We start from the raw sequence: 22,655 nt of genomic DNA on the forward strand, positions 1-22,655 counted from the left end.
GCTGCACGTGTGACGACCATCGAGGCGTTCGACGCCGCCACGCGTGAGGAGGCGGTGACGCTCGTCGCGCCGTGCGTCGCGATCCCGTCGTTCGCCGAAGCGCTCGCCGACGGCCGCCCGTACGTCGACCTGCCTGCGCTTCTCGCCGCGGCCCGCGAGCTCACCGAGTCCTGGAGCGACGACGACGTGATGACCGCTCTCGCGGACCACCCGCGTATCGGGCAGCGGCACTCGGGCAGCGGCGCGAGCGCGGCGTTGAGCAGTGCCGAGCAGGCGGGCGTCGACTCCGGCGACGACGACATCGCCGCGCGCCTTGCGGCCGGCAACGCGGCGTACGAGGAGAGGTTCGGCCGGATCTATCTCGTGCGCGCGGCGGGACGCAGCGCCGAGGAGCTCCTCGAGATCCTCGACGAGCGCCTCACCAACGACCCGGCCACGGAGCTGGCCGTCACGAAGCAGCAGCTGGGCGAGATCGCCCTGCTCCGACTGGAGGGACTGTTCCAATGAGCATTCGCGTGGGCGAGAACCAGTACGGCAAGGCCGAGGTGCGCCTGGTCAAGGTCGACCGACCGGCCGGCTATCCGAGTGCCGACGAGGCCGGGCAGGTCCACACCGTCCACGACCTCAACGTGACGACGCAGCTGCGCGGTGACTTCGACAGTGCCTTCACCGAGGGCGACAACAGCCACGTGCACGCGACGGACACGCAGAAGAACACCGTCTACGCCAAGGCGCGGGAATGGGGCGTCACGTCGGCCGAGTCGTTCCTGCTCCAGCTCGCGTCCTACTGGAACGAGCAGCCGCACGTCGACTCGACCTGGTTCAAGGCCGAGGAGTTCACTTGGGAGCGGATCGGCGCCGGGACCCTCGGTGAGGGCCATTCCTTCGCCCGCGTGGGGCAGGAGACGCGCACGGCCGTCGTCCAGACCTACGGCAGCGAGCGCTTCGTCGTCGGCGGGCTCCAGGACCTCATCGTGATGAAGTCCACCGGCAGCGAATTCCACGGCTTCCCGCGCGACCAGTACACCGCACTCGGCGAGACCGACGACCGGATCATGGCGACCTCGGTCACCGCATGGTGGCGCTTCACCCCTGCCGCGGTGGAGGATCCGGCGACGGACTGGGACGGCCTCTACGACCGGATCAAGGCGCTCCTGCTCGACACGTTCGCCGGGGTGCACTCCTTCGCGCTGCAGCAGACCATCTTCGAGATGGGCAGGGCCGTGCTCGAACAGGTGCCGGAGGTCGCGGAGTTCAAGATCTCCTGTCCCAACAAGCACCACTTCGTGGTCGACCTCTCGGGCTTCGGCCTCGACAACCCGGGCGAGGTCTTCCACGCGTCCGACCGCTACTACGGCCTGATCCAGACCACCGTCGTCAACGACGAGCACACGCCCGAGCCGAGGGCGTGGGCCGGGATCCCGAGCTTCGCGTGAGGAGCTGACCGATGAGGATCGATGCCGTGTCCGCCCAGCGGGTGCTGGTCGACGGCGCCTTCGTGCCCGCAACGCTGCGCCTCCGTCAGGGCCGTATCGCCTCCATCGAGCCCGTCGGAGCCGGCGAGAGCTCGCCACACGAGGGCCTCGTGCTGCACGTGCCGGACACGGCGTACGTCCTGCCGGGGATCGTCGACACCCACGTGCACATCAACGAGCCCGGCCGCACCCACTGGGAGGGCTTCCTCTCCGCGACAGAGGCGGCGGCCCTCGGGGGCGCCACCACGCTGATCGACATGCCGCTGAACTCGATCCCGCCGACGACCACCGTCGACCACCTGCGGATCAAGCAGAAGGCCGCCGCCACCGAGCTGATGGTCGACGTCGGCTTCTGGGGTGGCGCGATCCCGGGCAACCTCGCCGACCTCGAACCGCTCTGGGACGCCGGCGTCTTCGGCTTCAAGTGCTTCCTCTCCCCCAGCGGCGTGGACGAGTTCCCGCCGCTGTCGACGGAGGAGTTTCACCAAGCCAGCAAGGAGATTGCGCGGTTCGGTGGCCGGATGATCGTGCACGCCGAGGATCCGTCCGTGCTGGACGCCTCGCCTGCTCCACCGTCACGTGCGTACGCCGACTTCCTGGCCTCACGCCCCGATGACGCGGAGCTCGCGGCGATCCGCACGGTGATCGACGCGGCCCGTGAGAGCGGTGCGCAGCTGCACATCCTCCACCTGGCCTCGGCCCGCGCCCTCGACATGATCCAGGCGGCCAAGGACGAGGGCCTGCGGCTCACCGTCGAGACGTGCCCGCACTACCTGACCTTCGCGGCCGAGACGATCCCCGACGCCAGCGCGCAGTTCAAGTGCTGCCCGCCGATCCGCGACAGCGGCACCCGCGAGGCGCTCTGGCAGGCGCTGCGCGACGGGATCATCGACACCATCGTCTCCGACCACTCCCCAGCCACCGAGGAGGAGAAGACCAAGGGCGGCGGCGACCTGCAGCAGGCCTGGGGCGGAGTCTCCGGCCTGCAGGTGGGCTTCAGCGCCGTCGCGTTCGAGGCCCGCCGGCGCAACATCCCGCTCGCCCAGGTGAGCCGGTGGATGAGCCGCAACACCGCCGACTTCGTCGGGCTCACGGCGAAAGGCCGGATCTCGGTGGGCGCGGACGCGGATCTCGCGATCTATGACACCGGGGTGGAGTTCCGGATCGAGGCGACCCGCCTCGCGCACAAGAACCCGATCTCGGCGTACGACGGGCTCCGCTTCGGCGGGCGGGTGACCCGCTCGATCGTGCGGGGCAACGCGATCGACGTCGAGCACCCGGACTGGAACTGGGGCCGGCAGCTCACCCGGCCCGGAGCGAAGGGATGACGCACGTGTCACTCACTGTCCCACCCCGCCTGCTGATGGGCCCCGGCCCGATCACGGTCGACCCGCGCGTGCTGCAGGCGATGAGCGCCCAGCTCGTCGGGCAGTTCGACCCCTTCATGACCAGCACGATGAACGAGACGATGGCGCTCTACCGCCAGGTCTTCGTGACGGAGAACGAGCAGACGTTCCTGGTCGACGGCACGTCGCGTGCGGGCATCGAGGCCGCACTGGTCTCGCTCATCACGCCCGGGGACCGCGTCCTCGTGCCGGTCTTCGGCCGCTTCGGGCATCTCCTGGTCGAGATCGCGTCCCGTTGCGGGGCGGAGGTCCACACGATCGAGGTGCCGTGGGGCGAGGTCTTCACCCCCGAGGCCGTCGAGACGGCGATCGAGCGCATCCGGCCGAAGCTGCTCGCGATCGTGCAGGGCGACACGTCCACGACGATGTGCCAGCCGCTTGCCGACATCGCACGGATCGCCACCGAGCACGGCGTCCTGACGTACGTCGACGCGACGGCCAGCATCGGCGGCAACGACTTCCTCACCGACTCCTGGGGCGTCGACGTCGTGACCGCCGGACTGCAGAAGTGCCTCGGCGGACCGTCGGGAAGTGCGCCGATCACGATCGGTCCGCGCGCGGTCGAGGTGATCAGCGCGCGCAAGCATGTCGAGGCGGGGCTTCTCGACCCCTCTGGCAGTGCGGAGACCGACGAGGGCCCCGGAACGCGGATCGCCAGCAACTACCTCGACCTCGCGCAGATCATGGACTACTGGGGCCCGCGCCGCCTCAACCACCACACCGAGGCGACGTCGATGCTCTACGCCTCCCGCGCCGCTGCCCAGCTGCTCGTCGACGAGGGCATCGACAACGCAGTCGCGCGGCACCGCCTGCACGGCACCGCGATGCTGGAAGGCCTGGTGGGACTGGGGCTCTCGCTCTTCGGGGACCTCAGCAACAAGATGACGAACGTCGTCGCGGTCCACATTCCCGAGAGTCTGGGCGCCGTCGGAGGCGACCGCGTCCGGACAGCGCTGCTCGACGACTTCGGCATCGAGATCGGCACCTCCTTCGGACCGCTGCACGGGAAGGTCTGGCGGATCGGCACGATGGGCTACAACGCCCGCAAGGACGCCGTGCTGACCACGCTCGCCGCCCTCGAGCAGGTGCTCCGCGCCGAAGGCGTCGGTGTCACCGCCGGCGGCGGCGTGGGCGCTGCGCAGGAGGTCTACCGGTGACCACAGCAGCAGAGGTCCTGCTCCGCTGCAGTGAGCTCGACCGCTTCTCCGCGCACTCGACCTTCCTCGAGCGCAGCTACCTCACGCCCGAGCACGCCGCAGCCAACAAGCAGGCGGCGATCTGGATGGAGCAGGCAGGGCTCACGACGTGGGTCGATGCCGCCGGCAACCAGTGGGGACGCCGCGAAGGACCGACGCCCGACGCCCCCGCCCTCATCCTCGGCAGCCACCTCGACACGGTGCCCGACGCCGGCTCCTTCGACGGGATGCTCGGCGTCGTCATGGCCATCGCCGTCGCCGAACGTCTCAAGGGCACGGAGCTGCCCTTCGCCCTCGAGGTCGTGGGCTTCTCCGACGAGGAGGGCACCCGGTTCGGCAAGGCCCTGCTGGGCTCCCAGTCCGTCGCCGGGCAGTGGGACCCCGACTGGTGGGAGCTTCGCGACCGCAACGGCGTCACGCTGCACCAGGCCTTCCTCGACTTCGGCCTCGACCCGCGTCACGTCGGTGACGCAGCGAGGGACCCGGAGAGTGTCGTCGCCTACCTCGAGGCGCACATCGAGCAGGGCCCCGAGCTCGAGGCCGCGGACCGGTCGCTCGGCTATGTCACGACGATCGCCGGCGCCCGCCGCTTCAAGCTGAGCGTGATCGGCGAGGCGCGTCACGCGGGCGGGACGCCGTACCCACGGCGCAGGGATGCCCTCGTCGGGGCCAGCGAGGCGATCATCGCCATCGAGCGACTCGCGAAGGCGAGCGACTGCATCGCGACGGTCGGCCGGATCGAGGTGCGACCGGGGGCGGTCAACGTCATCCCTGGGCGGGCCGACTTCAGCCTCGATCTGCGGGCCGCGACGGACGACGAACGCGACGGCATGCTCGACGTGATCGTCGAGACGATCGACGAGCTCTGCGAGAAGCGCTGGCTGCGCTTCGAGTCGCAGGAGAACCACTCCGCCGCCTCGGCACCGTGTGCTCCCTGGCTGCAGCAGGCCGTGATCGACGGCATCAGGAGGACCGGAGACCAGGAACCGATGGGGATCTGGAGCCGCGCCGGTCACGACGCGATGGCGATCGCGGAGATCGCCGACATCGGCATGCTCTTCCTGCGCTGCTTCGACGGCATCAGTCACCACCCCGGCGAGTCCGTGCGCGAGGTCGACGTCGAGCGTGGGCTCGACGCGTTCGAAGAGGCCGTGCGGCGCGTGGCGGTCACCTGGCCCGGGCGATCGCAATGACGGATATGCGTCTCGACGAGCGGATCGCCCGGCATCGGTCCGAGCTGTCTCCCCAGGAGCGGAGGGCGGCGGACACGCTCCTCGCGCATCTGGACGACCTGGCGACGTACCGGGCCGCGGAGCTCGCCGACCTGGCCGGCGTCTCCAAGGCGACCATGTCGCGACTCTTCCGCTCGCTGGGGTTCGCGGGCTTCGACGAGGTCCGGGACCACCTCCGCACGCTGAGGTCCGCCGGCCTGCCGCAGCGTGTCGACGGCACCCCCGACATGGAGGCGATCGCGGCCAACGAGGCGGCACACGTCGCCGCCGCCGTCTCGCAGCCCCGGATCGGCGAGGCCATCGAGTGGCTGGCCAAGGCCGAGCGCGTGCTGATCCTCGGCTGGCGCGGAAGCTTCTCGGTCGCGCTGCAGATGCGCCATCAGCTGGTGCAGGCGCGCAACCACGTCACCCTCGGGCCCTTCCCCGGGCAGGCGGTCGGCGAGGAGATCGCCTCGCTGCGGCCCGGCGACGTCCTCGTCCTCTACGGCTTCCGACGCCGGCCGCGCACCTTCGGCGCGCTGCTGGAGCGGGCCGCCTCGACGGGCGCCAAGATCATCCTCATCGCCGACCCCACCGCGCTGCCACATGTCCCGCTCGTCGACCTGTGGCTCGAGTGCCAGGTCGAGACGACGCTGGCCTTCGACTCCTACTCCGCCCCGTCGACGCTCACCAGCGTCATCGCCGACGGCGTCCTCTCCACGCTCGGCTCCGCCGCCCACGACCGGGTCTCCCGGATCGCCGGGGCGTACCAGGAGATCGGCGAGGTCGAGTAGCAACCGTCATGGATCTGGCATGGGTGGAGACCTGGCGCCGACCGCGCTCCCGCGAGGAGCTCGTGCTGGCGCCCGGCGAGAGCGTGGTGGCCGGTGGCACGTGGCTCTTCTCCGAGCCGCAGCCCTCGGTGACCGGCCTCGTCGACCTGACCGAACTCGCCTGGGCATCGCTCTCACCCCTGATCGACGGCGGCGTCTCGATCGCGGCGACCTGCACCATCCAGACCCTGCAGTCCGCGCACTGGCCCGCGTCGATCGGCGCCGTGGTGCGGTCGTGCGCCGATGCGCTCCTGATGTCGTGGAAGGTCCAGCAGGCCGCCACCGTCGGCGGCAACCTCTGCCTCGCCCTTCCGGCAGGGGCGATGATCTCGTTCCTTGCCGCCCTCGACGGCGAGATGGTGATCTGGACGCCCGACGGCGGTGAGCGCCGCGAGCGAGTCGTCGACTTCGTGCGCGGCGTCGGCGACACGTCGCTGAAGCCCGGCGAGATCGTGCGAGCGATCGAAGCGGGGCCCGACGCGCTCGGCGACCGCTATGCGTTCCGCCGGATCTCGCTCACCGAGCACGGCCGCTCCGCCGCCGTCGTCATCGCACGCCGTACGCCGACCGGCGACCGTCTGGTCGTCACCGCAGCCACCCCCGCCCCGGTCGTGCTCGAGCTCACCCACTCCCCCACGCCCGCCGAGGTGACGGCCGCGATCGGCACCATCGAGACGTGGCATGACGACGTCCACGGGGCGCAGGACTGGCGGGCGGCCCAGACGCTGCGCCTGGCGCTGGACGCCCTGACGGAATTGGACTCATGAGGCTCAACGGTCACGACGTCCAGGCGACTCCCGCCCCCGGCCAGTGCCTACGCACCTTCATCCGGGAACAGGGCGACTTCGCCCCCAAGAAGGGCTGCGATGCCGGCGACTGCGGCGCCTGCACGGTGCTCCTCGACGGCGACGCCGTGCACTCCTGCATCACCCCGGCGATGCGCGCACTCGACTCCGACGTGACCACGGCGTCCGGCCTCGGCAGCCCGGAGGACCTGTCGGACGTGCAGCGCTGCTTCGTCGAGGGCGCCGGCTTCCAGTGCGGCTTCTGCACCGCCGGCTACGTCGTCACCGCCACCGCCCTCGCGGAACGAACCGCCCTTTCAGGGGCGGGCGAGGGCCCATTCGGCGATGAGGCCCGGTTGTTCAAGGGGAACCTCTGCCGGTGCACCGGTTACCGGTCGATCAAGGACTCCCTCGCAGGCACCTGCAACGTCGAGGCCGGCGGTTTCGGCACGTCCGTCGCCGCGCCGGCGGGGCCGAGGATCGTCACCGGTCGTGAGCCCTACGCGCTGGACCTCCCCGACGAGGGCGTGCTGCACGCGAAGCTGGTCCGCAGCCCGCACGCGCATGCCCGGATCGTCTCGATCGACACCTCTGCGGCGGAAGCTCTGCCCGGCGTCGTACTGGTCCTGACACCGGACGACGACCTGCCCTACGCCTACTCGACCGGCCGTCACGACAGCCGGCTCGACGACCCCGACGACACCCGCTTCCTCGACACCGTCGTGCGCTTCCGCGGCCAGCGGGTCGCGGTGGTCATCGCCGAGTCCGTCGCGATCGCGGAGCGCGCCGTCGCCCTCGTCGAGGTGGAGTACGACGTCCTCCCGGCCGTCTTCGACCCCGAGCTCGCGCGGCAGCCCGGTGCGCCGCTCGTCCACGGCGACAAGGACGCCGTGGAGGCACGGATCAGCGAGCCGGGCCGCAACGTCGTCGCCCAGGCGCATGGCGACCACGGCGACGTGACCAAGGGCTTCGAGGAGGCGGTCCACCGGGTCAGCGGCACCTGGCAGACCGCACGCGTCACGCACGCCAGCCTGGAGACCCACGGAGCCCGCGCGTGGGTCGAGGACGACGGGACCCTCACGGTCCGGACGAGCACCCAGGTGCCCTTCCTGGTCCGTGCGGAGCTCGCCCACATCCTCGACCGACCCGTCGAGTCCGTCCGGGTGATCGCCCCGCGGGTCGGTGGCGGCTTCGGTGGCAAGCAGGAGAAGCTCGTCGAGGACATCGTGGCCGTCGCTGCCCTGAGGACCGGCCGGCCGGTGCAGCTCGAGATGACGCGCGAGGAGCAGTTCGCCGCCATCCCGGTCCGGCACCCGATGCGGGTCTCCGTCGAGCTCGGCGCGGACGAGGACGGGCGCCTCACCGCGATGCGGATCGACGTCCTCTCCGACACCGGTGCCTACGGCAACCACGCCATCGGCGTCCTGTTCCACGGCTGTCACGAGTCCATCGCCGTCTACCGCTGCGACAACAAGCGGCTGAACGCGGAGGCCGTCTACACGCACAACCCGCCGAGTGGAGCCTTCCGCGGCTACGGGCTGGGCCAGGTGATGTTCGGCCTCGAGTCGGCGATGGACGAGCTTGCTCGCAAGGTCGGCCTGTCGGCGTACGAGATCCGGAGGCGGAACGTGGTCCGGCCCGGTGACGACCTGGTCGTGATCGAGCAGCCGGACACCGACCTCTCCTTCGGCAGCTACGGGCTCGACCAGTGCCTCGATCTGGCCGAGCAGGGGCTCGCCTCGACGAGCGCCGACGCGAGCCAGAAGCCCAGGCCCGGCTGGAGGATAGGCGAGGGCATGGCCGTCGCGATGATCGCCACCCTGCCGCCACGAGGCCACCATTCGACCGCTCGCGTGACGCTCCATCCGGACGGCACGGCCGACGTCGTTGTCGGCACGGCGGAGTTCGGGAACGGCACCGCGACCGTCCACACCCAGCTCGCGGCCGAGGAGCTCGGCATATCTCCCTCAGCCGTGCGTCTCGTCACCGGCGACACCGGCACCAGCGGCTACGACACCGGCGCCTTCGGGTCGGCAGGCTCCGTGGTCGCAGGGCTCGCGGTGCAGAAGGCGGCCCACGAGCTACGCGCGCGGCTCGACGCGCTCGGCGGCCTGCGTGCCCTCACCGAGTCGATCACCGCCACCGCCACGCATGACGGCTCGAACCGGTCGCTCGCCTTCAACGTCCATGCCGTCCGCGTGGCCGTCGACCCGAGCACCGGCGAGGTCGAGATCCTCGACAACCTGCAGACCGTCGACGCCGGCCGCGTGATCAACCCCGAGCAGCTCCGCGGCCAGGTCGAGGGCGGTGTCGCGCAGGCGATCGGAAGCGCACTCCAGGAGGAGGTGGTCGTCCGGGACGGCGAGGTGATCACGCGGACGTTCCGCAACTACCGGCTGCCACAGATGGGCCACATCCCGCCGTTGCGGGTCCTCTTCGCCGACACGTCCGACTCCAAGGGACCCCGCGGCGCGAAGTCGATGAGCGAGGCGCCGTACAACCCCGTTGCCCCGGCACTCGCCAACGCGATCCGGGATGCGCTTGGCGTCCGCCCGCATGAGCTTCCGATGACTCGTGACCGGGTGTGGCGGCTTGCGCAGAGCGCGTCCGATGGTGTGTGATCAGGGCACTACGTCGGCCGCCTCGCATCAGCGAGAGCGGCCGTTATTGTTCCGTGACCTTGACGTGATCAGGCCGTGACCGCGGCACGGCGGTGCCACTCGCCCACCCCGGTCGCGGCGGCGATCAGCACGCCCGCCAGCAGGAGCCCCCAGCCCAGGTGGACCTTGAGCAGCGCGGCACCCGCCGCGGCGCCGAGCAGGATGAGCAGGACGGCGGCGAAACGCCGACCGGAGCCGCCCCCCTTGCCGGAGCCGAAGACCGAGTCGGCAGCCAGCCCCGTGAGTGTCGACGTGACCACGACGGTGGTGACGTCCTTGATCGCGATGTGTCGCGCCGCCGCCGCCTGGATGCCCATGGCGACAGCGCCGATCGTCGTGACGGTGACCATGATCCCGTGCTCCGGGTCGTCGCCGGCGACGAAGAGCACGACCGCGAGCGCGACCATCACCGCCGCGACCGCCGCGAAGAGCACCGTGGTCACGGCCGTCCAGGCGCCCGTGACGCGTCGCAGGGAGCGGCCGCCGATCGCGGCGCCGAGCAGGAAGCCGAGCAGTGCCAGAGAGGGACCGAGCACCGGCAGGCCGCTGCCGCCCACGACGGCCATGCCGAGCACCACGACGTTGCCGGTCATGTTGCCGGTGAAGACCTTGTCCAGGCCGAGGTAGCCGACCGCGTCGTTGATCCCGGTGGTGAAGGTCAGCACCAGCATCAGCCACAGGTGCATCGTCGGAGCGGGTACGGCGCGCAGGCGGTCAGTCACATCGCGAATGGTAGGGGCTGGGCCGGTCGCCCGGACGATCAGGAGGCCGCGAGCGTCTCGGCCGCCGTCGCGAGGTCCTGGACACCTTGGGCAAGCTCCTCGGGACGGTCGGTGGTCAGGTCGAGTAGGAAGCCGTAGAGGGCCGAGTCGACCATCCTGACGATCCGCGGCGCACGGTCCTCCTGTGCCCCGCTGCGGACGAGGTAGGCACGCAGGGTCTCCACCCAGATCTCGTTGCTGGCGCGCACGGCGGCGCGGTAGGGCTCCTCGCCGATCAGGCCGGTGGCCGCTGCCTGGACGTAGACGTGCAGACAGCCGAAGAGCGGCTCGCGTTGGTAGGCCAGCCACAGCCGGTTGACCGCGGCACCCACACCGTCAGCGACCGGCAGCCCGTCGATCATCGCCCGGGCCCGCTCGCACGAGCGCGTGACCACGTCGGTCACGAGCTGGTCGCGGCTGCCGAAGTGGTAGATGAGCATGCGGTCGCTCGTGCCGATCGCGGCGGCGAGGGGACGGAGGGTCAGGCCGATCAGTCCGTGGGCGAGGACATGGTCGGTGACCTGGTCCAAGAGCTCGTCTCGCCGCGACATGACCAGAAGTGTAGCGAGTGCTACAGTCCGTAGCAGTCGCTACATTTGTTGATTCTTGGAGTTTCCATGGCCGCGTTCCTGGCGCTGTTCGGTGCGATCGCGTTCGAGATCGCCTCGACCCTGTCCCTGCCCAAGACCCGCGAGTTCCACGACCTCCCGTGGACCGCCACGGTCCTGGTCGGCTACGGCGTCTCCTTCTGGCTGCTGACGCTCGCGCTCCGTGAGATCCAGGTGTCGACGACGTACGCCATCTGGTCCGGCGTCGGCACCGCCGCCACCGCGATCCTCGCGACGGTCTTCCTCGGCGACACGATGACGTGGACCAAGGCCTTCTGGCTCGGCGTGATCATCGCGGGAGTCATCGGCCTGAACCTGTCCGGCACGACCCACGCCTAGATATCTGCAGCTGCGGCCCTGCCGGCGGCGCGGCCGGAGAAGAGGCAGCCGCCCAGGAAGGTGCCCTCGAGCGCGTTGTAGCCCATCATCCCGCCGCCGCCGAAGCCGCTGACCTCACCGGCCGCGTAGAGCCCGGGCAGCGGCACGCCGGCGGACGTCAGGCAGCGGCCCGAGAGATCCGTCTCGAGACCACCGAGCGACTTGCGCGACAGGATGTGCAGCTTCACGGCGATCAGCGGCCCGTGCTCGGGGTCGAGCAGGCGGTGCGGCTTGGCCACACGCGAGATCTTGTCGCCGCGGTAGTGGCGCGCGGAGTAGACGGCAGTCAGCTGGGCGTCCTTGGTGAAGGGGTTCGCGATCTCCCGGTCGCGCCGCTCGATGATCGTGCGCAGCGCAGCCTCGTCGATCGACGGCCCGACCGGCTCGACCGAGGCCAGCCGGTTCATCCCCGCCACCAGCTCGGACAACGACGAGGCGACGACGAAGTCCTCGCCGTGCTCCATGAACGCGTGCACCGGCCCCGGCCCCTTGCGCGCGCGGTCGATGACGCCGCGGATCGACTTGCCGGTCATGTCCGGGTTCTGCTCGGAACCCGACAGCGCGAACTCCTTGTTGATGATCGACTTCGTCAGCACGAACCACGAGTAGTCATAACCCGTCGACCGCAGATGCTTGAGCGTCCCCAGGGTGTCGAAGCCCGGGAAGTTCGGCGCCGGCAGCCGCTCACCCGTGGCCGAGAGCCAGAGCGACGACGGTCCCGGCAGGATCCGGATGCCGTGGTTGGCCCAGATCGGGTCCCAGTTCCGGATGCCCTCGACGTAGTGCCACATCCGGTCCTCGTTGATGATCCGCGCACCGGTCTCGCTGGTGATCGTGAGCATCCGGCCGTCGACGTGTGCGGGCACGCCGGCGACCATGGTCTTCGGCGGCTCCCCGAGCCGGGAGGGCCAGGCACGACGTACGAGATCATGGTTGCCCCCGATGCCACCGCTGGTCACGATGACGGCGGAGCCGCGCAGCTCGAAGTCACCGATCTCGACGCGGGAGGACCCTTCGCCCCGCTTGATGCCAGAGGCCTCCAGCAGCTTCCCCCGTACGCCGACAGAAACTCCGCCCTCGACGATGATCTCGTCCACGCGGTGCCTGTGGGCGAAGCGGATCCGCCCGGACTCGACGTGCAGCCGCACGCGTCGCTCGAACGGATCGACCACGCCGGGGCCGGTGCCCCACGTCAGGTGGAAGCGCGGCACCGAGTTGCCGTGGCCGTCCGCACGACCGTCGCCCCGCTCGGCCCAGCCGACGATCGGGAAGACACGGTGGCCCATCTCGCGCAGCCACGCGCGCTTCTCACCCGCGGCCCAGTTGACGTAGGCCTCGGCCCAGCGGCGCGGCCAGAGGTCGTCGTCGCGGTCGAACTGCGCCGAGCCCATCCAGTCCTGCATCGCGAGCTCGACGGAGTCCTTGATGCCCATCCGCCGCTGCTCGGGAGAGTCGACGAAGAAGAGGCCGCCCAGCGACCAGAATGCCTGCCCGCCCAGGGACTGCTCGGGCTCCTGGTCGACGAGCACGACCGAGCGCCCGGCGTCAGCGGCCTCGGCCGCTGCGACGAGGCCGGCAAGGCCATGACCCACGACGACGATGTCCGCAACGTCACTCATGGGTGGGACTCTAGCCAGCGGCGGGCAGGCCCATCGCCGATCGGCGCTTCGCGCCTCATGGCTCAGTCGCTCGGCGCAAGCCCCACGACTTCGTCGCGGGCTTGACCTCGCTCCATCGCCTCTCTCATGCCGCGCGTGGCGAGCTGGTCGGCGAGCTCGTTGTCGGGGACCCCCGCGTGACCCTTCACCCAGAACCACTCGACCTCGTGCCGGGCGCACGCCGCATCGAGTCGCTCCCAGAGGTCGGCGTTCTTGACCGGCTGCTTGGCCGAGGTCTTCCAACCGTTCTTCTTCCAGTTCTTCATCCACGACGTGATCCCGCCGCGCACGTACTGCGAGTCGGTGTGGATCTGCACCCGCGAGGGCCGGGTGAGCGCCTCGAGCGCCATGATCGGCGCGGTCAGCTCCATCCGGTTGTTGGTGGTGGGCTCCGGTGAGCCACCGAACATCTCACGCACGTGCTCGCCGTAACGGAGCACCGCGCCCCAGCCACCCGGCCCGGGGTTCGGCGTGCAGCCGCCGTCGGTGTGGACGACGACGACCTGGTCCGACTTCTCCACCCGATCCGACATGGCTCGCAGCCTAGGACACCCGCTCGGCGAGACGAGCCCGGAGGCCGGCCTCACACCCGGCCATCATCCGCTCGTGGTTCCACAGCAGCACCGGCCTCCCGACGTACGCCGCCAGCGCGAGCAGCCCGGAGACGGAGACCTCCTGGTGGAAGTCGAGCCGCGTCCCGTCAGGCGTCGAGGCGAGTGAGAAGCGCGCGAAACCGGCCAGGTCGCCCGCCAGCGCCACCTCCACCACCGGAGGGACACGCGAGACCGCGGTCAGCACGAGGTCGAGCAGGTAGGGCAACGAGGAGCGGCAGAGGACGCGGGCGTTGTCGTCGTCGATCTTCGCGACCGCGACGACCTGCGGCCACCACTCGGGATAGTGCTCCAGGTCGGTGAGGACCGCCGCGACCTCGTCGACGGGGGCGGGGACGGCACAGCTCCGGGTCAGGATGAAGGCGCGCCTCACCTGCACAGGATCACAGAGGGGCGGTGAGCGGTCGGCTCAATAAGCACCGCGGCCCGAGATGACGGCCGCGACGGTCCGGGCAAGGAGCAGGAAGTCCCGTCGGAGAGTCCATGCCGTCACGTACCCGAGGTCGAGGAGCTTGCTCTGGTCGTAGTCGAGCTCGCTGCGACCCGAGACCTGCCACGGGCCGGTGAGGCCGGGGCGCACCTGGTGGCGGCCGACCATGTCGCGGCAGTAGAGCGCCACCTCGCTGGGCAGCGCAGGACGGGGGCCGACGAGGCTCATGTCACCGCGGAGCACGTTGAACAGCTGCGGGAGCTCGTCCAGCGACCAGCGCCGGAGCACCCGGCCGACGCGCGTCACCCGCGGGTCGTCCTTGAGCTTGAAGAGGACCCCGTTGCCGTCGTCCTCGCCGGGCGCCGCGACGACGGGCAGGAGCGCCTCGGCCCCGGTGACCATCGTCCGGAACTTGAGGCACCAGAAGAGCCTGCCGTGACGACCCACCCGATGCTGCCGGAAGAGGATCGGCCCCGGGCTGTCGACCCGGACGGCGATCGCCAGGACGACGAGCAGCGGAGCGAGTACGACGAGGGCAGCTGTGGCGGCGACGACGTCCATCGTCCGCTTGATGGCCCAGCGCGCGCGGGCGGCTGGCCCCACGATGTGGGCGAAGCCGCGGCGGCGGTCATCGCGAGCGCTTCGTAGCACCGTTTCTCCTGGTGTCCGGTCGGTCCTCACCGACCCAACGACGCAGGGCGTTCGATGTTACTCAGCTCACAAGGGTCATTTCTTCTTGCCGTCGTACTGGCCCGGAACGGACCAGGCCGTGTTGCCGGCCTGATAGTCCGCGACGCGGGCAGCGATCATCTCCGCGACGAGCGCCTCAGGGATCTCCTGGTCCCAGCGGAACTTCAGCGAGCCCTCGATCGCCTCGAGTCCGGTGGCCGCCGCCTTCTCCTTCCACTGCGCGAAGAAGAGCACGGGGAAACGGATCGCACAGTGGTTCTTGAAGGACTGCAGGGTCCAGGCCATCGTCGCGCCGGCGTACGCCGGGAAGTTGTACTTCAGTGCCTCGTGGAGCTCGGTGCCCTCGCAGCCGGCGAGGCTGAGCTCGCGCAGCTGGGTGAGGTGCGGGAGCTGGTGCGGCTCGAGGCGCTCGAAGAACTCCTCGACACTGGCGACCTTGGGAGCGGGCATGGCCACAGGTTAGCGAGACCGGGACGCCTTGGGACCGCGGTCCCGGTTCTTTACCGACCCCTCAGGTCAGGGCCCCTGCGTGCGGATTGGGTATCCCGTGCTTGCTCCGACACCCGGTTCGCCCTCCCCCGCCACCGAGGCCTCCCTGGCCCAGCCGACCCTTCCGCTGTGGCGACGGGTGAGCATCCGCCAGAAGCTCTGGGCGATGGCGGCGATCGCCGTCGTGGTCTTCATCGCGATGACGACGATCGGGGTCCTGCGGGTGGGGCCGGCAATCGACGCGAACGACACGAACGCGGTCTCCGCGAAGTCCATCGCCGCCACCAACGCCTCGTACGCCGCCTGGATCAGCAGTGACGACGTCGTGCAGTCGATCGCCAGCGCCAAGGCGCTCTCCCACGACCAGCCGGGCCTGATGCAGGACCTGATCGACCTGTGCACCGACTACAACAAGACGGCGCTCGACGAGCTCGACAAGGCGATCGCGCTGACCAGCGCGCCGGCGGCTCGGACGGCGCTGACCCAGCTCAAGACGAAGGTCGCCGGTTACCGCGACACCATCGAACTGCCCGCCATCGAGCTCTTCAAGCAGGGCAAGGTCCAGGACGCGGCCGCCAAGGCGATCGTGGACGGCTACGACCCCTACGACGCGGTCGACCAGGGCTACACCGGACTGACGAAGCTCGCCGCCAAGAACAGCGCCACCCGCTCGGCGGGGATCCGCAGCGACCTCAGCTCGCTGCGCACCACTCTTGCCGCGGTCGCCGTCCTCGGCTCGCTGCTCTTCATCGCCATCGCCTTCATGATCATCCGCTCGATCACCCGTCCGCTCGGCAAGGTCGTCGACGCCCTGCGCGCCATCTCGGGCGGTGCGCGCGACGAGTCGGCCCGCGTCGAGCACGACAACCGCGACGAGATCGGCCAGATCGCCTCGGCGGTGGACGTCGTCGTCGACGAGCTCATCGCCGGCGAGCGCGCGGCCCGCGACGCCGAGGCCGCCCGCGTGGCGCGCCTCGAGCAGGAGAAGGCCACTGCCGAGCGCGAGGCCCAGCTCGAGATGGAGCGTCTCGAGGCTGCGCGTGCTGCGGAGGAGGCGGAGCGTGAGCGCCAGGCGGCCGAGGAGCGCCGTGAGCGTGCGGCCGCCGAGACCCTCGCCGAGGCCGAGCGCGCCGCTGAGGCCGCCGCCCGTGAGGCGCAGGCCGAGCGCGAGCGACTCGAGCGTGAGGCCGCCGAAGCCCGTGCCGAGGAGGAGCGTGCTCGGGTCGAGGCCGAGCGGGACCGCGAGCGCGCCGCCGCGGAGGCGGAGGCGGAGCGTGAGCGTGCCGCCCTGGCCGCGGAGGCCGAGCGCCAGCGCCAGGCCGCCGAGGAGGCAGCCGACCTGAAGCGTCGTGTCGAGGTGCTCCTCGCCTACGCCGCGCAGCTCAGCGACGGTGACTTCACCGCGACGCTCGACCTGCGGTCGGACGACGAGGTCGGCCAGATCGCCGACGCGCTGCGTGGCCTGGCGTCGACGTTGCGGTCGAGCCTCGCGATGATCGGGCAGACGGCCAACGCCGTCGCCTCCTCCTCCGAGCAGCTCAACGTCGTCGCCAACGGCATGGCAGGTACGGCGGGCAGCAGCGCCGACCTCGCCGGCAACGTGTCCGCGGCGGCCGAGCAGGTCAGTGCCAACATCGCGACCGTCGCCTCGGCGACGGAGGAGATGACGGCGTCGATCCGCGAGATCGCCCGCAACGCCACCAACGCCACCTCCGTGGCCTCTAACGCGGTGCAGGTCGCCGACACCGCCCGCCGGACGGTCACGGCCCTGGGTGACTCGAGCGCCGAGATCGGTGCGGTCATCAAGGTGATCACCGCGATCGCGCAGCAGACCAACCTGCTCGCCCTCAACGCCACCATCGAGGCCGCACGGGCGGGCGACGCCGGCAAGGGCTTCGCCGTCGTGGCCAACGAGGTCAAGGAGCTCGCCGAGCAGACCTCGAGGGCGACTGTCGAGATCGCCGCCTTGATCACGACGATCCAGGGCGACACCGGCTCCGCGGTCGAGGCGATCGCGCAGATCAGCTCAGTGATCGACCAGATCAGCCAGATCCAGGGCACCATCGCCGCGGCCGTCGAGGAGCAGACCGCGACGACCAACGAGATCGCCCGCTCCGTCACCGAGGTCGCCACCGGCGCCACAGGCATCGCGAAGGACGTCACCCAGGTCGCCTCGGCCGCCGGGGCCACGCGCCAGGGCGCAGCGGACACCACGATCGCTGCCGGTTCCCTCGCCGGCATGGCGACCGAGCTCGACGCCCTGCTCGGTCAGTACACCTACTGATCGGCGCCACTACTCTGCTCCGCATGACGATCCGGCTCACCGAGCTCCACACCTACCCGGTGAAGTCGATGCGCGGCGTCCCTGCCTCCTCCGCAGTGGTCGAGCCGTGGGGGCTGACCGGCGACCGGCGCTGGATGATCGTCGACACCGCGGGCGAGTGCGTCACGGCGCGGGAGCATCCTGCGCTCCTGCTGCTGACTCCGTCGCTCGCCGACGGCGGGCTCTGGCTGCACGGCCCGGGCGTCGACTCGCTCTTCGTGCCGGTGCCGGCCGAGGCCGACATGCTCGTCAGCGTGCACGGTCGAGAGCCGTTCCTCGCCTCCGACGGTGGCCCGGCGGCGGAGGAGTGGCTGTCGGCGTACGTCGGCACGCCGGTGCGCCTGGCCTATGCCGACGACCCGACCCGCCGGTCCCTCAACCCACGCTTCGCCCGGCCCGACGACTCGGCGGCGTTCAACGACGCCTACCCGATCCTCGTGACGACCCTGGAGTCACTGGAGCAGCTCAACGCCTGGATCGCCGACGGGCCGCGGTCTGAGGAGGGGCCGATGACGATGACCCGCTTCCGGCCCAACGTCGTCGTGTCCGGCGCGCCGGCGTTCAGCGAGGACTCGTGGCGGAAGGTGCGGATCGGTGACGCACTCTTCCGCTCACCGAAGGGTTGTGACCGCTGCGTGATGACCACCACCGACCCCGACACCGCCGCGCGCGGCAAGGAGCCGATCACGACGCTGGCGCGCCACCGCCGCTTCGACGGAGCCACGTGGTTCGGGATGAACCTCATCCCCGACAACCCCGGCGCCACCATCCGCGTGGGCGACGAGGTCGAGATCCTCGAGACCGAGAACTCCGACGGCCCGCCCCGCTGAGCCGGCCTACGCCTGACGGATCCGGTCACGCCCCGGACCGCCGTAGAGCCGGTCCCGGCCACGGCCGCCCGAGATTCGGTCCTTGCCCCGGCCGCCACAGATCACGTCGTTGCCGCCGCGGCCGCGGATGACGTCGTTGCCGGCGCCACCCACGATCACGTCGCGGCGCGAGGTGCCGACCAGGACATCAGCGCCCGACGTACCCACGATCGTGGCGCGCAGGCCGCGACAGGTGGCCTTGGAGGACGACTGAGCGCCGACGTGGCCAGCACCACCGGCGTTGCCGGTGTTGCCCGTGCCACCTGTAGTGCCGGTGCCGCCGGTGCTGCTGCCGGAGTCGTCCCCTGCCGGCACGTCGCCCACCGTCGCCACCGCGTTGGCGACGTGCGCGTAGGTCCGGCACGGCTCGTTGCGCAGGATGCCGCACTCCGGCTGCCCGGTCGGCACGGCGACGCCGGGGACGACCGGGAGGACCAGCCGTGAGGGCATGTCGGGCGAGAAGGCGACGGTGACGTCCGACGTGCCGGTCGAGGGCTCGGTGTGGTCGAACTCCCAGGTCGGCTGGCTGCCGTTGGGTGCCGAGATCGTCACCTTGATCCGCGTCCCGGCGCGGTAGGGGTGGCCTTCGTAGTAGAGCGGGATCGTCACCTTGGTGTAGCTGTCGCTCGGCATCGGTCGTGCGTCGGCCTCGCGTAGCGACGGGATCGGGTTGAGCACGGTGCTCGGCGTCTTGAAGACGTTGTCGGCATCGGTCGAGAGCGCACGGAGGCTGCCCCGCATCCAGCCGTTCTGGACGAAGGTCTCGTTGCCGTCAGCATTGATCTCGCTGACCGTCGCCTGGAAGTCGACATCGGGCGTGGAGGACTTGGCCCACACCTCGACGGCACCGGCCCCGACGACGACGGTGTCCTGGCTCAGCGGCTGGCTCACGTAGGAGACCGCATTGCCCTGCGGGTGGGCCTTCCAGTTCCACGACCACTGGGTCCGGTCGCCCCAGAGCCCACCTGAGCCGGTGTTGCCCGTGAAGTCGACGCCGGGCACGGCCTTCGGGTCGGAGGTGTACCGGTTCGCCCCTGCGGTGGAGGTGGGGTTGTCCAGCAGTGCGTCGTTGGGTCCGAGATACCAGGAGCGCGCGGTCGTACCGGGCACGGGGAAGCTGGCGAAGCTGGTCTCGAAGCCGGCGTACGGCGTCCCCTTGGCCGCCAACGGGACCAGCGGTGATCCGGCGCCGTTGTCGAAGAGCACCCGCACCGACGGCAGCGCCTCGAAGGCGGACTGAGCGCCTGCCAGCGTCGGCTGCAGCTGGATCGGGTCCGGCGGCAGCGTCATCACGTCGCTCTGCACACCCAGTGCGGTCTGGTAGATCATCGGCGCGAGCGCCTGCAGCACCGTCGCGTTGACCACAGGCGCCTGCCGCGCGACGTAGATCATCAGGAAGTCGTAGAGCCGGGTGAGGGTCGCCGGGTCGAGCGAGTCGATGTGGGCGCCGTTGGTGTAGGTGAACCACTTCTTGTCGGTGCCGGTCATCCGAGCTGCGAGCGACGGGCAGTGCCCGCCGGTCTGCTCGTCCTGCCACTGACAGGCCATGAAGACGGGCACATCGATCCTGTCGACGAACGAGACGGGGTCGAGCGGGTCGGCAGTCTCGGGCTTGTAGGTGCTGTTGGCGTCGATCTTGGCCATGAGGTCGTTGGCCTCGGGGTGCAGCGCCTGGTTGGCGAGACAGGTCTGGTCGCCGCTGGCGATCTGCTCCTCGGCGTACGGCTGTGTGCCCTCGAGTCCCTGCCCTGCCGGCTGTGCCTCCTCCTGTCGCTCGTTGGCCCACCAGACGGCGAAGCCGTCGTTGCGGATGCCGCCGGGGTAGAGCGTCGTGGGCACGGAGTCGATCGTCGAGAGCGGGCTGATCGCTGCCAGGCTCGGGGGCCGGGTCTGCGCCGTGAAGAGCTGGCTGATGCCGCCGTACGAGATGCCGAGCATGCCGACCTTGTGGCCGCGGACCCACGGCTGTCGGGCGATCGTTTCGATGACGTCGTACCCGTCGAGGCTCTGGAGCGGCTCGAAGAAGTCGTAGGCGCCACCGGAGCAGCCGGTGCCACGCATGCTCACGTCGACGACGGCGAAGCCCATCGCGTTGGCCACTGCGGCGATGCCGTTCACCGGCGCGTCCGGTGCGGCGGTGCCGTAGCCGGAGTACTCGATCAACGTGGGGTAGGGCGGCACCCACGAGACCGGGAGGTCCGCCGGCAGGACGGGAAGGCCGGTCGAGCCGGGAAGGTCGAGGATGCCGGCGGGCTGGTTCGGCGGGTGCACGGTCAGCGCGAGCTGCGTGCCGTCGCGGGTGGTGAGGTACTGGTATCCGTCGGAGTTGATCGTCTGGTCGTAGATGCTCGTGTCGGCCGGCGCGGCGTCGATCTGCGACGGCGCCAAGGTGGAGGCGATCGGATCGGAATCGACCGTGAGAGCCGCTGACGTCGTACCGCCTGACGTGACGCGATAGCCGGATCCGGCCGCCACGTCACGGAAGAGGGCACCGCCGAGCTGGTTGGCCGCGCGTGTCTTCACCACGTGTGAGGCGCTGTCGAGCAGAGTCACGGTGGCGCCCGGCGCCAGGCCGGTGACGTACACCTGCTCCACGCTTCCGCGCGCGGAGAACGAGGAGTCGGCGTGCGCCGCCTCGACCGAGATCGAGGTGACCAGCAGGCCGGCCAGAAGGGCGAGTGTGGCGGGGATGGCTCCCCTGCGGAGGCGAGGACTCACATCCAAGGAAACGAGACGATGTGACGCAGGTTACATTCGCCCACGCCGCGTAGCCTCGTCTCATGTCCTCGGAGCCCACGACGCACGCCACGACGGTCGTCGCAGGCAGGTACACCCTTCTCCGTGAGCTCGGGCGCGGCGGCTCCGGCGCCGTCTGGCTCGCACGCGACGAGACACTCGGCCGCGAGGTGGCGATGAAGCGACAGGTCGGTCCAGCGCGCGAGGAGGCGAGGGTCTGGCGGGAGGCGCGGGTCGCGGCACGACTGCAGCACCCGAGCCTCGTCAGCCTCTACGACCTCGCCGAGGATGACGGCGACCTCTGGCTCGTCATGGAGTACGTCGCCGGCCAGACCCTTGCCAGCCTGGTGGCCGACAAGGGCCCCCTCACGGTCGAGGAGGCAGCCCGCATCGCCACTGACATCGTGGCCGGTCTTCGCCATGCCCACGGTCAGGGCATCGTCCACCGCGACGTGAAGCCGTCCAACATCCTGCTCGGTCCGCACGGCGAGGCGAAGCTCGCCGACTTCGGTATCGCCCTGATGTCCGACCAGAGCGCGACCACCACCCTCACCGCGACGGGCACCGTGCACGGCTCCCCCGCCTACCTCGCACCCGAGGTCGCGACCGGCCAGGGGGCCACGGCACAGAGTGACGTCTGGTCGCTGGGTGCCACCGTCTTCCATGCGCTCACGGGGTCGCCGCCCTACACCGATCCCGACCACAACGTCGTCGCGATCCTCTATCGCATCGTCCACGAGCCGGTCCCGCACACCGACCGCGCGGGATGGCTCGCCCCGTTCCTCGCCGGGACCATGACCCGCGATCCTGCGCACCGCTGGACGCTCGACCAGGTCGCCCACTTCCTCGACCACCCCGGAGCCCTGCCCTCCCCCACCGCGAGCCCGCCGTACGCCGACAAGCCGGTCGACGACGTACAACAGACGTCACTGCTCACCGCCGTCAGGCCGACACCACCGGGTCCGACCCGCGGGCCGGTCGCACCTGCGCCTCCAGAACGCCGCCGCCAGCCTCGTCAGCCTCGCCGGTTCGCTGGATGGCTGGTCGCGGCGCTCGGCCTCCTCGCCGTACTGGTGATCGTCACCCTCGTCCTGGCCCTGCGTCCCTCGAGCGACAGTCCGGACACGGCTTCGTCACAGTCCGGAACCCCATCGCCGACCGCGTCGACCAGCCCGTCCGGCGAGGCGCCGACGGAGGCCGGCGTACGCACCTTCGTGCAGGACTATCTCGCGACCGCGCCGACGTCGCCGAAGGACGGTTTCGCGATGCTGACGCCGGAGTACCAGGAGCAGAGCGGCGGGCTCTCGGGCTACGAGTCCTTCTGGGGCGACGTCACCGGCATCAAGTCCGTCAGCCCGATCGACGTCACGCTGAACCCGCTCGAGGCGGCGTACACCTACAGCTACACGCAGCGCGGGAAGGGGAACGTCACCGAATCGGTGACGCTCGACCTGGTTCACGAGAACGGTCGCTACCTCATCGCTGGTGCGAACTCGGAGGTCCAGGGGCACTGAGTGCGCCGACCGGCCACAATGG

At 70.4% G+C, this 22,655-nt stretch carries 20 protein-coding genes; 12 read left to right on the plus strand and 8 right to left on the minus strand.

The features are described from left to right. Positions 1 to 9 precede the first annotated feature (9 nt). The 8 genes from uraD to LH076_RS12390 are packed head-to-tail and all read left to right on the plus strand — an operon-like array spanning position 10 to position 9,527. Complete coding sequence (gene uraD / locus LH076_RS12355; protein ID WP_227781030.1) at positions 10 to 507, plus strand: 2-oxo-4-hydroxy-4-carboxy-5-ureidoimidazoline decarboxylase; 498 nt, start codon at positions 10 to 12, stop codon at positions 505 to 507. Further along, a complete protein-coding gene (gene pucL, locus LH076_RS12360; RefSeq protein WP_227781031.1) occupies positions 504 to 1,436 on the plus strand; it encodes a factor-independent urate hydroxylase in 933 nt (310 codons plus the stop codon). The genes uraD and pucL overlap by 4 nt, the downstream gene beginning before the upstream one ends. Before the next feature lie 11 nt (positions 1,437 to 1,447). Further along, entirely contained in the window at positions 1,448 to 2,803 is a 1,356-nt protein-coding gene (gene allB, locus LH076_RS12365; RefSeq protein WP_227781032.1) for an allantoinase AllB, read from the plus strand. Next, a complete protein-coding gene (locus LH076_RS12370; protein WP_227781033.1) occupies positions 2,800 to 4,038 on the plus strand; it encodes a pyridoxal-phosphate-dependent aminotransferase family protein in 1,239 nt (412 codons plus the stop codon). Before allB ends, LH076_RS12370 begins: the two co-directional genes overlap by 4 nt. Further along, the gene (locus tag LH076_RS12375; RefSeq protein WP_227781034.1) at positions 4,035 to 5,270 is read left to right on the plus strand and encodes an allantoate amidohydrolase; all 1,236 of its coding nucleotides are present in this window, start codon (positions 4,035 to 4,037) and stop codon (positions 5,268 to 5,270) included. The genes LH076_RS12370 and LH076_RS12375 overlap by 4 nt, the downstream gene beginning before the upstream one ends. After that, positions 5,267 to 6,082: a MurR/RpiR family transcriptional regulator gene (locus tag LH076_RS12380; protein WP_227781035.1), complete on the plus strand. Its 816-nt coding sequence runs from the start codon at positions 5,267 to 5,269 to the stop codon at positions 6,080 to 6,082. Before LH076_RS12375 ends, LH076_RS12380 begins: the two co-directional genes overlap by 4 nt. 8 nt (positions 6,083 to 6,090) lie before the next feature. Next, entirely contained in the window at positions 6,091 to 6,888 is a 798-nt protein-coding gene (locus tag LH076_RS12385) for an FAD binding domain-containing protein (RefSeq protein ID WP_227781036.1), read from the plus strand. After that, entirely contained in the window at positions 6,885 to 9,527 is a 2,643-nt protein-coding gene (locus tag LH076_RS12390; RefSeq protein WP_227781037.1) for a molybdopterin-dependent oxidoreductase, read from the plus strand. Before LH076_RS12385 ends, LH076_RS12390 begins: the two co-directional genes overlap by 4 nt. A 68-nt stretch (positions 9,528 to 9,595) precedes the next feature. Here the strand turns inward: LH076_RS12390 and LH076_RS12395 are convergent, their stop codons facing one another. Together LH076_RS12395 and LH076_RS12400 are read right to left on the minus strand one after the other, a co-directional pair. Then, on the minus strand, positions 9,596 to 10,288 hold the full coding sequence (locus LH076_RS12395; protein WP_227781038.1) for a DUF1275 family protein: 693 nt from the start codon (positions 10,286 to 10,288) through the stop codon (positions 9,596 to 9,598). A gap of 38 nt (positions 10,289 to 10,326) precedes the next feature. Then, the gene (locus LH076_RS12400; RefSeq protein ID WP_227781040.1) at positions 10,327 to 10,878 is read right to left on the minus strand and encodes a TetR/AcrR family transcriptional regulator; all 552 of its coding nucleotides are present in this window, start codon (positions 10,876 to 10,878) and stop codon (positions 10,327 to 10,329) included. Positions 10,879 to 10,944: 66 nt separating this feature from the next. On the opposite strand from LH076_RS12400, the gene LH076_RS12405 reads away from it, so the two are divergent. After that, positions 10,945 to 11,274 (plus strand): DMT family transporter, encoded by a 330-nt coding sequence (locus tag LH076_RS12405; RefSeq protein WP_227781041.1) that lies wholly within the window; start codon positions 10,945 to 10,947, stop codon positions 11,272 to 11,274. Here the strand turns inward: LH076_RS12405 and LH076_RS12410 are convergent. The 5 genes from LH076_RS12410 to LH076_RS12430 all read right to left on the minus strand — a co-directional run bounded on the left by LH076_RS12410 (position 11,271) and on the right by LH076_RS12430 (position 15,152). Next, positions 11,271 to 12,932, minus strand: a complete 1,662-nt coding sequence (locus tag LH076_RS12410; protein ID WP_227781042.1) for an FAD-binding dehydrogenase — start codon at positions 12,930 to 12,932, stop codon at positions 11,271 to 11,273. The two genes, LH076_RS12405 and LH076_RS12410, sit on opposite strands and share 4 nt — an antisense overlap. Before the next feature lie 62 nt (positions 12,933 to 12,994). Further along, positions 12,995 to 13,504: a ribonuclease HI gene (gene rnhA, locus LH076_RS12415; protein ID WP_227781043.1), complete on the minus strand. Its 510-nt coding sequence runs from the start codon at positions 13,502 to 13,504 to the stop codon at positions 12,995 to 12,997. A 10-nt stretch (positions 13,505 to 13,514) separates the two neighbouring features. After that, complete coding sequence (locus tag LH076_RS12420) at positions 13,515 to 13,955, minus strand: SRPBCC family protein (RefSeq protein WP_227781044.1); 441 nt, start codon at positions 13,953 to 13,955, stop codon at positions 13,515 to 13,517. A 36-nt stretch (positions 13,956 to 13,991) separates the two neighbouring features. Continuing rightward, positions 13,992 to 14,663, minus strand: a complete 672-nt coding sequence (locus LH076_RS12425) for a sugar transferase (RefSeq protein WP_227781045.1) — start codon at positions 14,661 to 14,663, stop codon at positions 13,992 to 13,994. 75 nt (positions 14,664 to 14,738) lie between these two features. Continuing rightward, complete coding sequence (locus LH076_RS12430) at positions 14,739 to 15,152, minus strand: DUF1801 domain-containing protein (RefSeq protein ID WP_227781046.1); 414 nt, start codon at positions 15,150 to 15,152, stop codon at positions 14,739 to 14,741. 97 nt (positions 15,153 to 15,249) lie between these two features. Between LH076_RS12430 and LH076_RS12435 the strand changes: the two genes are divergently transcribed. After that, a complete protein-coding gene (locus LH076_RS12435) occupies positions 15,250 to 17,475 on the plus strand; it encodes a methyl-accepting chemotaxis protein (protein ID WP_227781047.1) in 2,226 nt (741 codons plus the stop codon). Positions 17,476 to 17,498: 23 nt separating this feature from the next. Then, positions 17,499 to 18,344 (plus strand): MOSC domain-containing protein, encoded by an 846-nt coding sequence (locus LH076_RS12440; RefSeq protein ID WP_227781048.1) that lies wholly within the window; start codon positions 17,499 to 17,501, stop codon positions 18,342 to 18,344. Positions 18,345 to 18,350: 6 nt separating this feature from the next. Here the strand turns inward: LH076_RS12440 and LH076_RS12445 are convergent, their stop codons facing one another. Next, positions 18,351 to 21,101, minus strand: coding sequence for a CocE/NonD family hydrolase (locus LH076_RS12445; protein WP_227781049.1), 2,751 nt, complete (start codon positions 21,099 to 21,101; stop codon positions 18,351 to 18,353). Positions 21,102 to 21,163: 62 nt separating this feature from the next. Here LH076_RS12445 and LH076_RS12450 point away from each other — a divergent pair, with 62 nt between their 5' ends. Next, positions 21,164 to 22,633 (plus strand): serine/threonine-protein kinase, encoded by a 1,470-nt coding sequence (locus tag LH076_RS12450; RefSeq protein WP_227781051.1) that lies wholly within the window; start codon positions 21,164 to 21,166, stop codon positions 22,631 to 22,633. Positions 22,634 to 22,655: the final 22 nt, after the last annotated feature.

Origin of the sequence: Nocardioides sp. Kera G14, assembly GCF_020715565.1 — a bacterium.
In the GTDB taxonomy this organism is placed as follows: Bacteria; Actinomycetota; Actinomycetes; order Propionibacteriales; family Nocardioidaceae; genus Nocardioides.

Excerpts from the sequence above, each read along its gene's own strand:
- allB (WP_227781032.1), top strand. The coding sequence starts at position 1,448 with ATGAGGATCGATGCCGTGTCCGCCCAGCGGGTGCTGGTCGACGGCGCC.
- LH076_RS12440 (WP_227781048.1), top strand. The coding sequence starts at position 17,499 with ATGACGATCCGGCTCACCGAGCTCCACACCTACCCGGTGAAGTCGATG.
- LH076_RS12450 (WP_227781051.1), top strand. The coding sequence starts at position 21,164 with ATGTCCTCGGAGCCCACGACGCACGCCACGACGGTCGTCGCAGGCAGG.
- LH076_RS12430 (WP_227781046.1), bottom strand. The coding sequence starts at position 15,152 with ATGCCCGCTCCCAAGGTCGCCAGTGTCGAGGAGTTCTTCGAGCGCCTC.
- LH076_RS12405 (WP_227781041.1), top strand. The coding sequence starts at position 10,945 with ATGGCCGCGTTCCTGGCGCTGTTCGGTGCGATCGCGTTCGAGATCGCC.
- rnhA (WP_227781043.1), bottom strand. The coding sequence starts at position 13,504 with ATGTCGGATCGGGTGGAGAAGTCGGACCAGGTCGTCGTCGTCCACACC.
- LH076_RS12390 (WP_227781037.1), top strand. The coding sequence starts at position 6,885 with ATGAGGCTCAACGGTCACGACGTCCAGGCGACTCCCGCCCCCGGCCAG.
- LH076_RS12370 (WP_227781033.1), top strand. The coding sequence starts at position 2,800 with ATGACGCACGTGTCACTCACTGTCCCACCCCGCCTGCTGATGGGCCCC.
- LH076_RS12385 (WP_227781036.1), top strand. The coding sequence starts at position 6,091 with ATGGATCTGGCATGGGTGGAGACCTGGCGCCGACCGCGCTCCCGCGAG.
- LH076_RS12400 (WP_227781040.1), bottom strand. The coding sequence starts at position 10,878 with ATGTCGCGGCGAGACGAGCTCTTGGACCAGGTCACCGACCATGTCCTC.
- LH076_RS12410 (WP_227781042.1), bottom strand. The coding sequence starts at position 12,932 with ATGAGTGACGTTGCGGACATCGTCGTCGTGGGTCATGGCCTTGCCGGC.
- pucL (WP_227781031.1), top strand. The coding sequence starts at position 504 with ATGAGCATTCGCGTGGGCGAGAACCAGTACGGCAAGGCCGAGGTGCGC.
- LH076_RS12380 (WP_227781035.1), top strand. The coding sequence starts at position 5,267 with ATGACGGATATGCGTCTCGACGAGCGGATCGCCCGGCATCGGTCCGAG.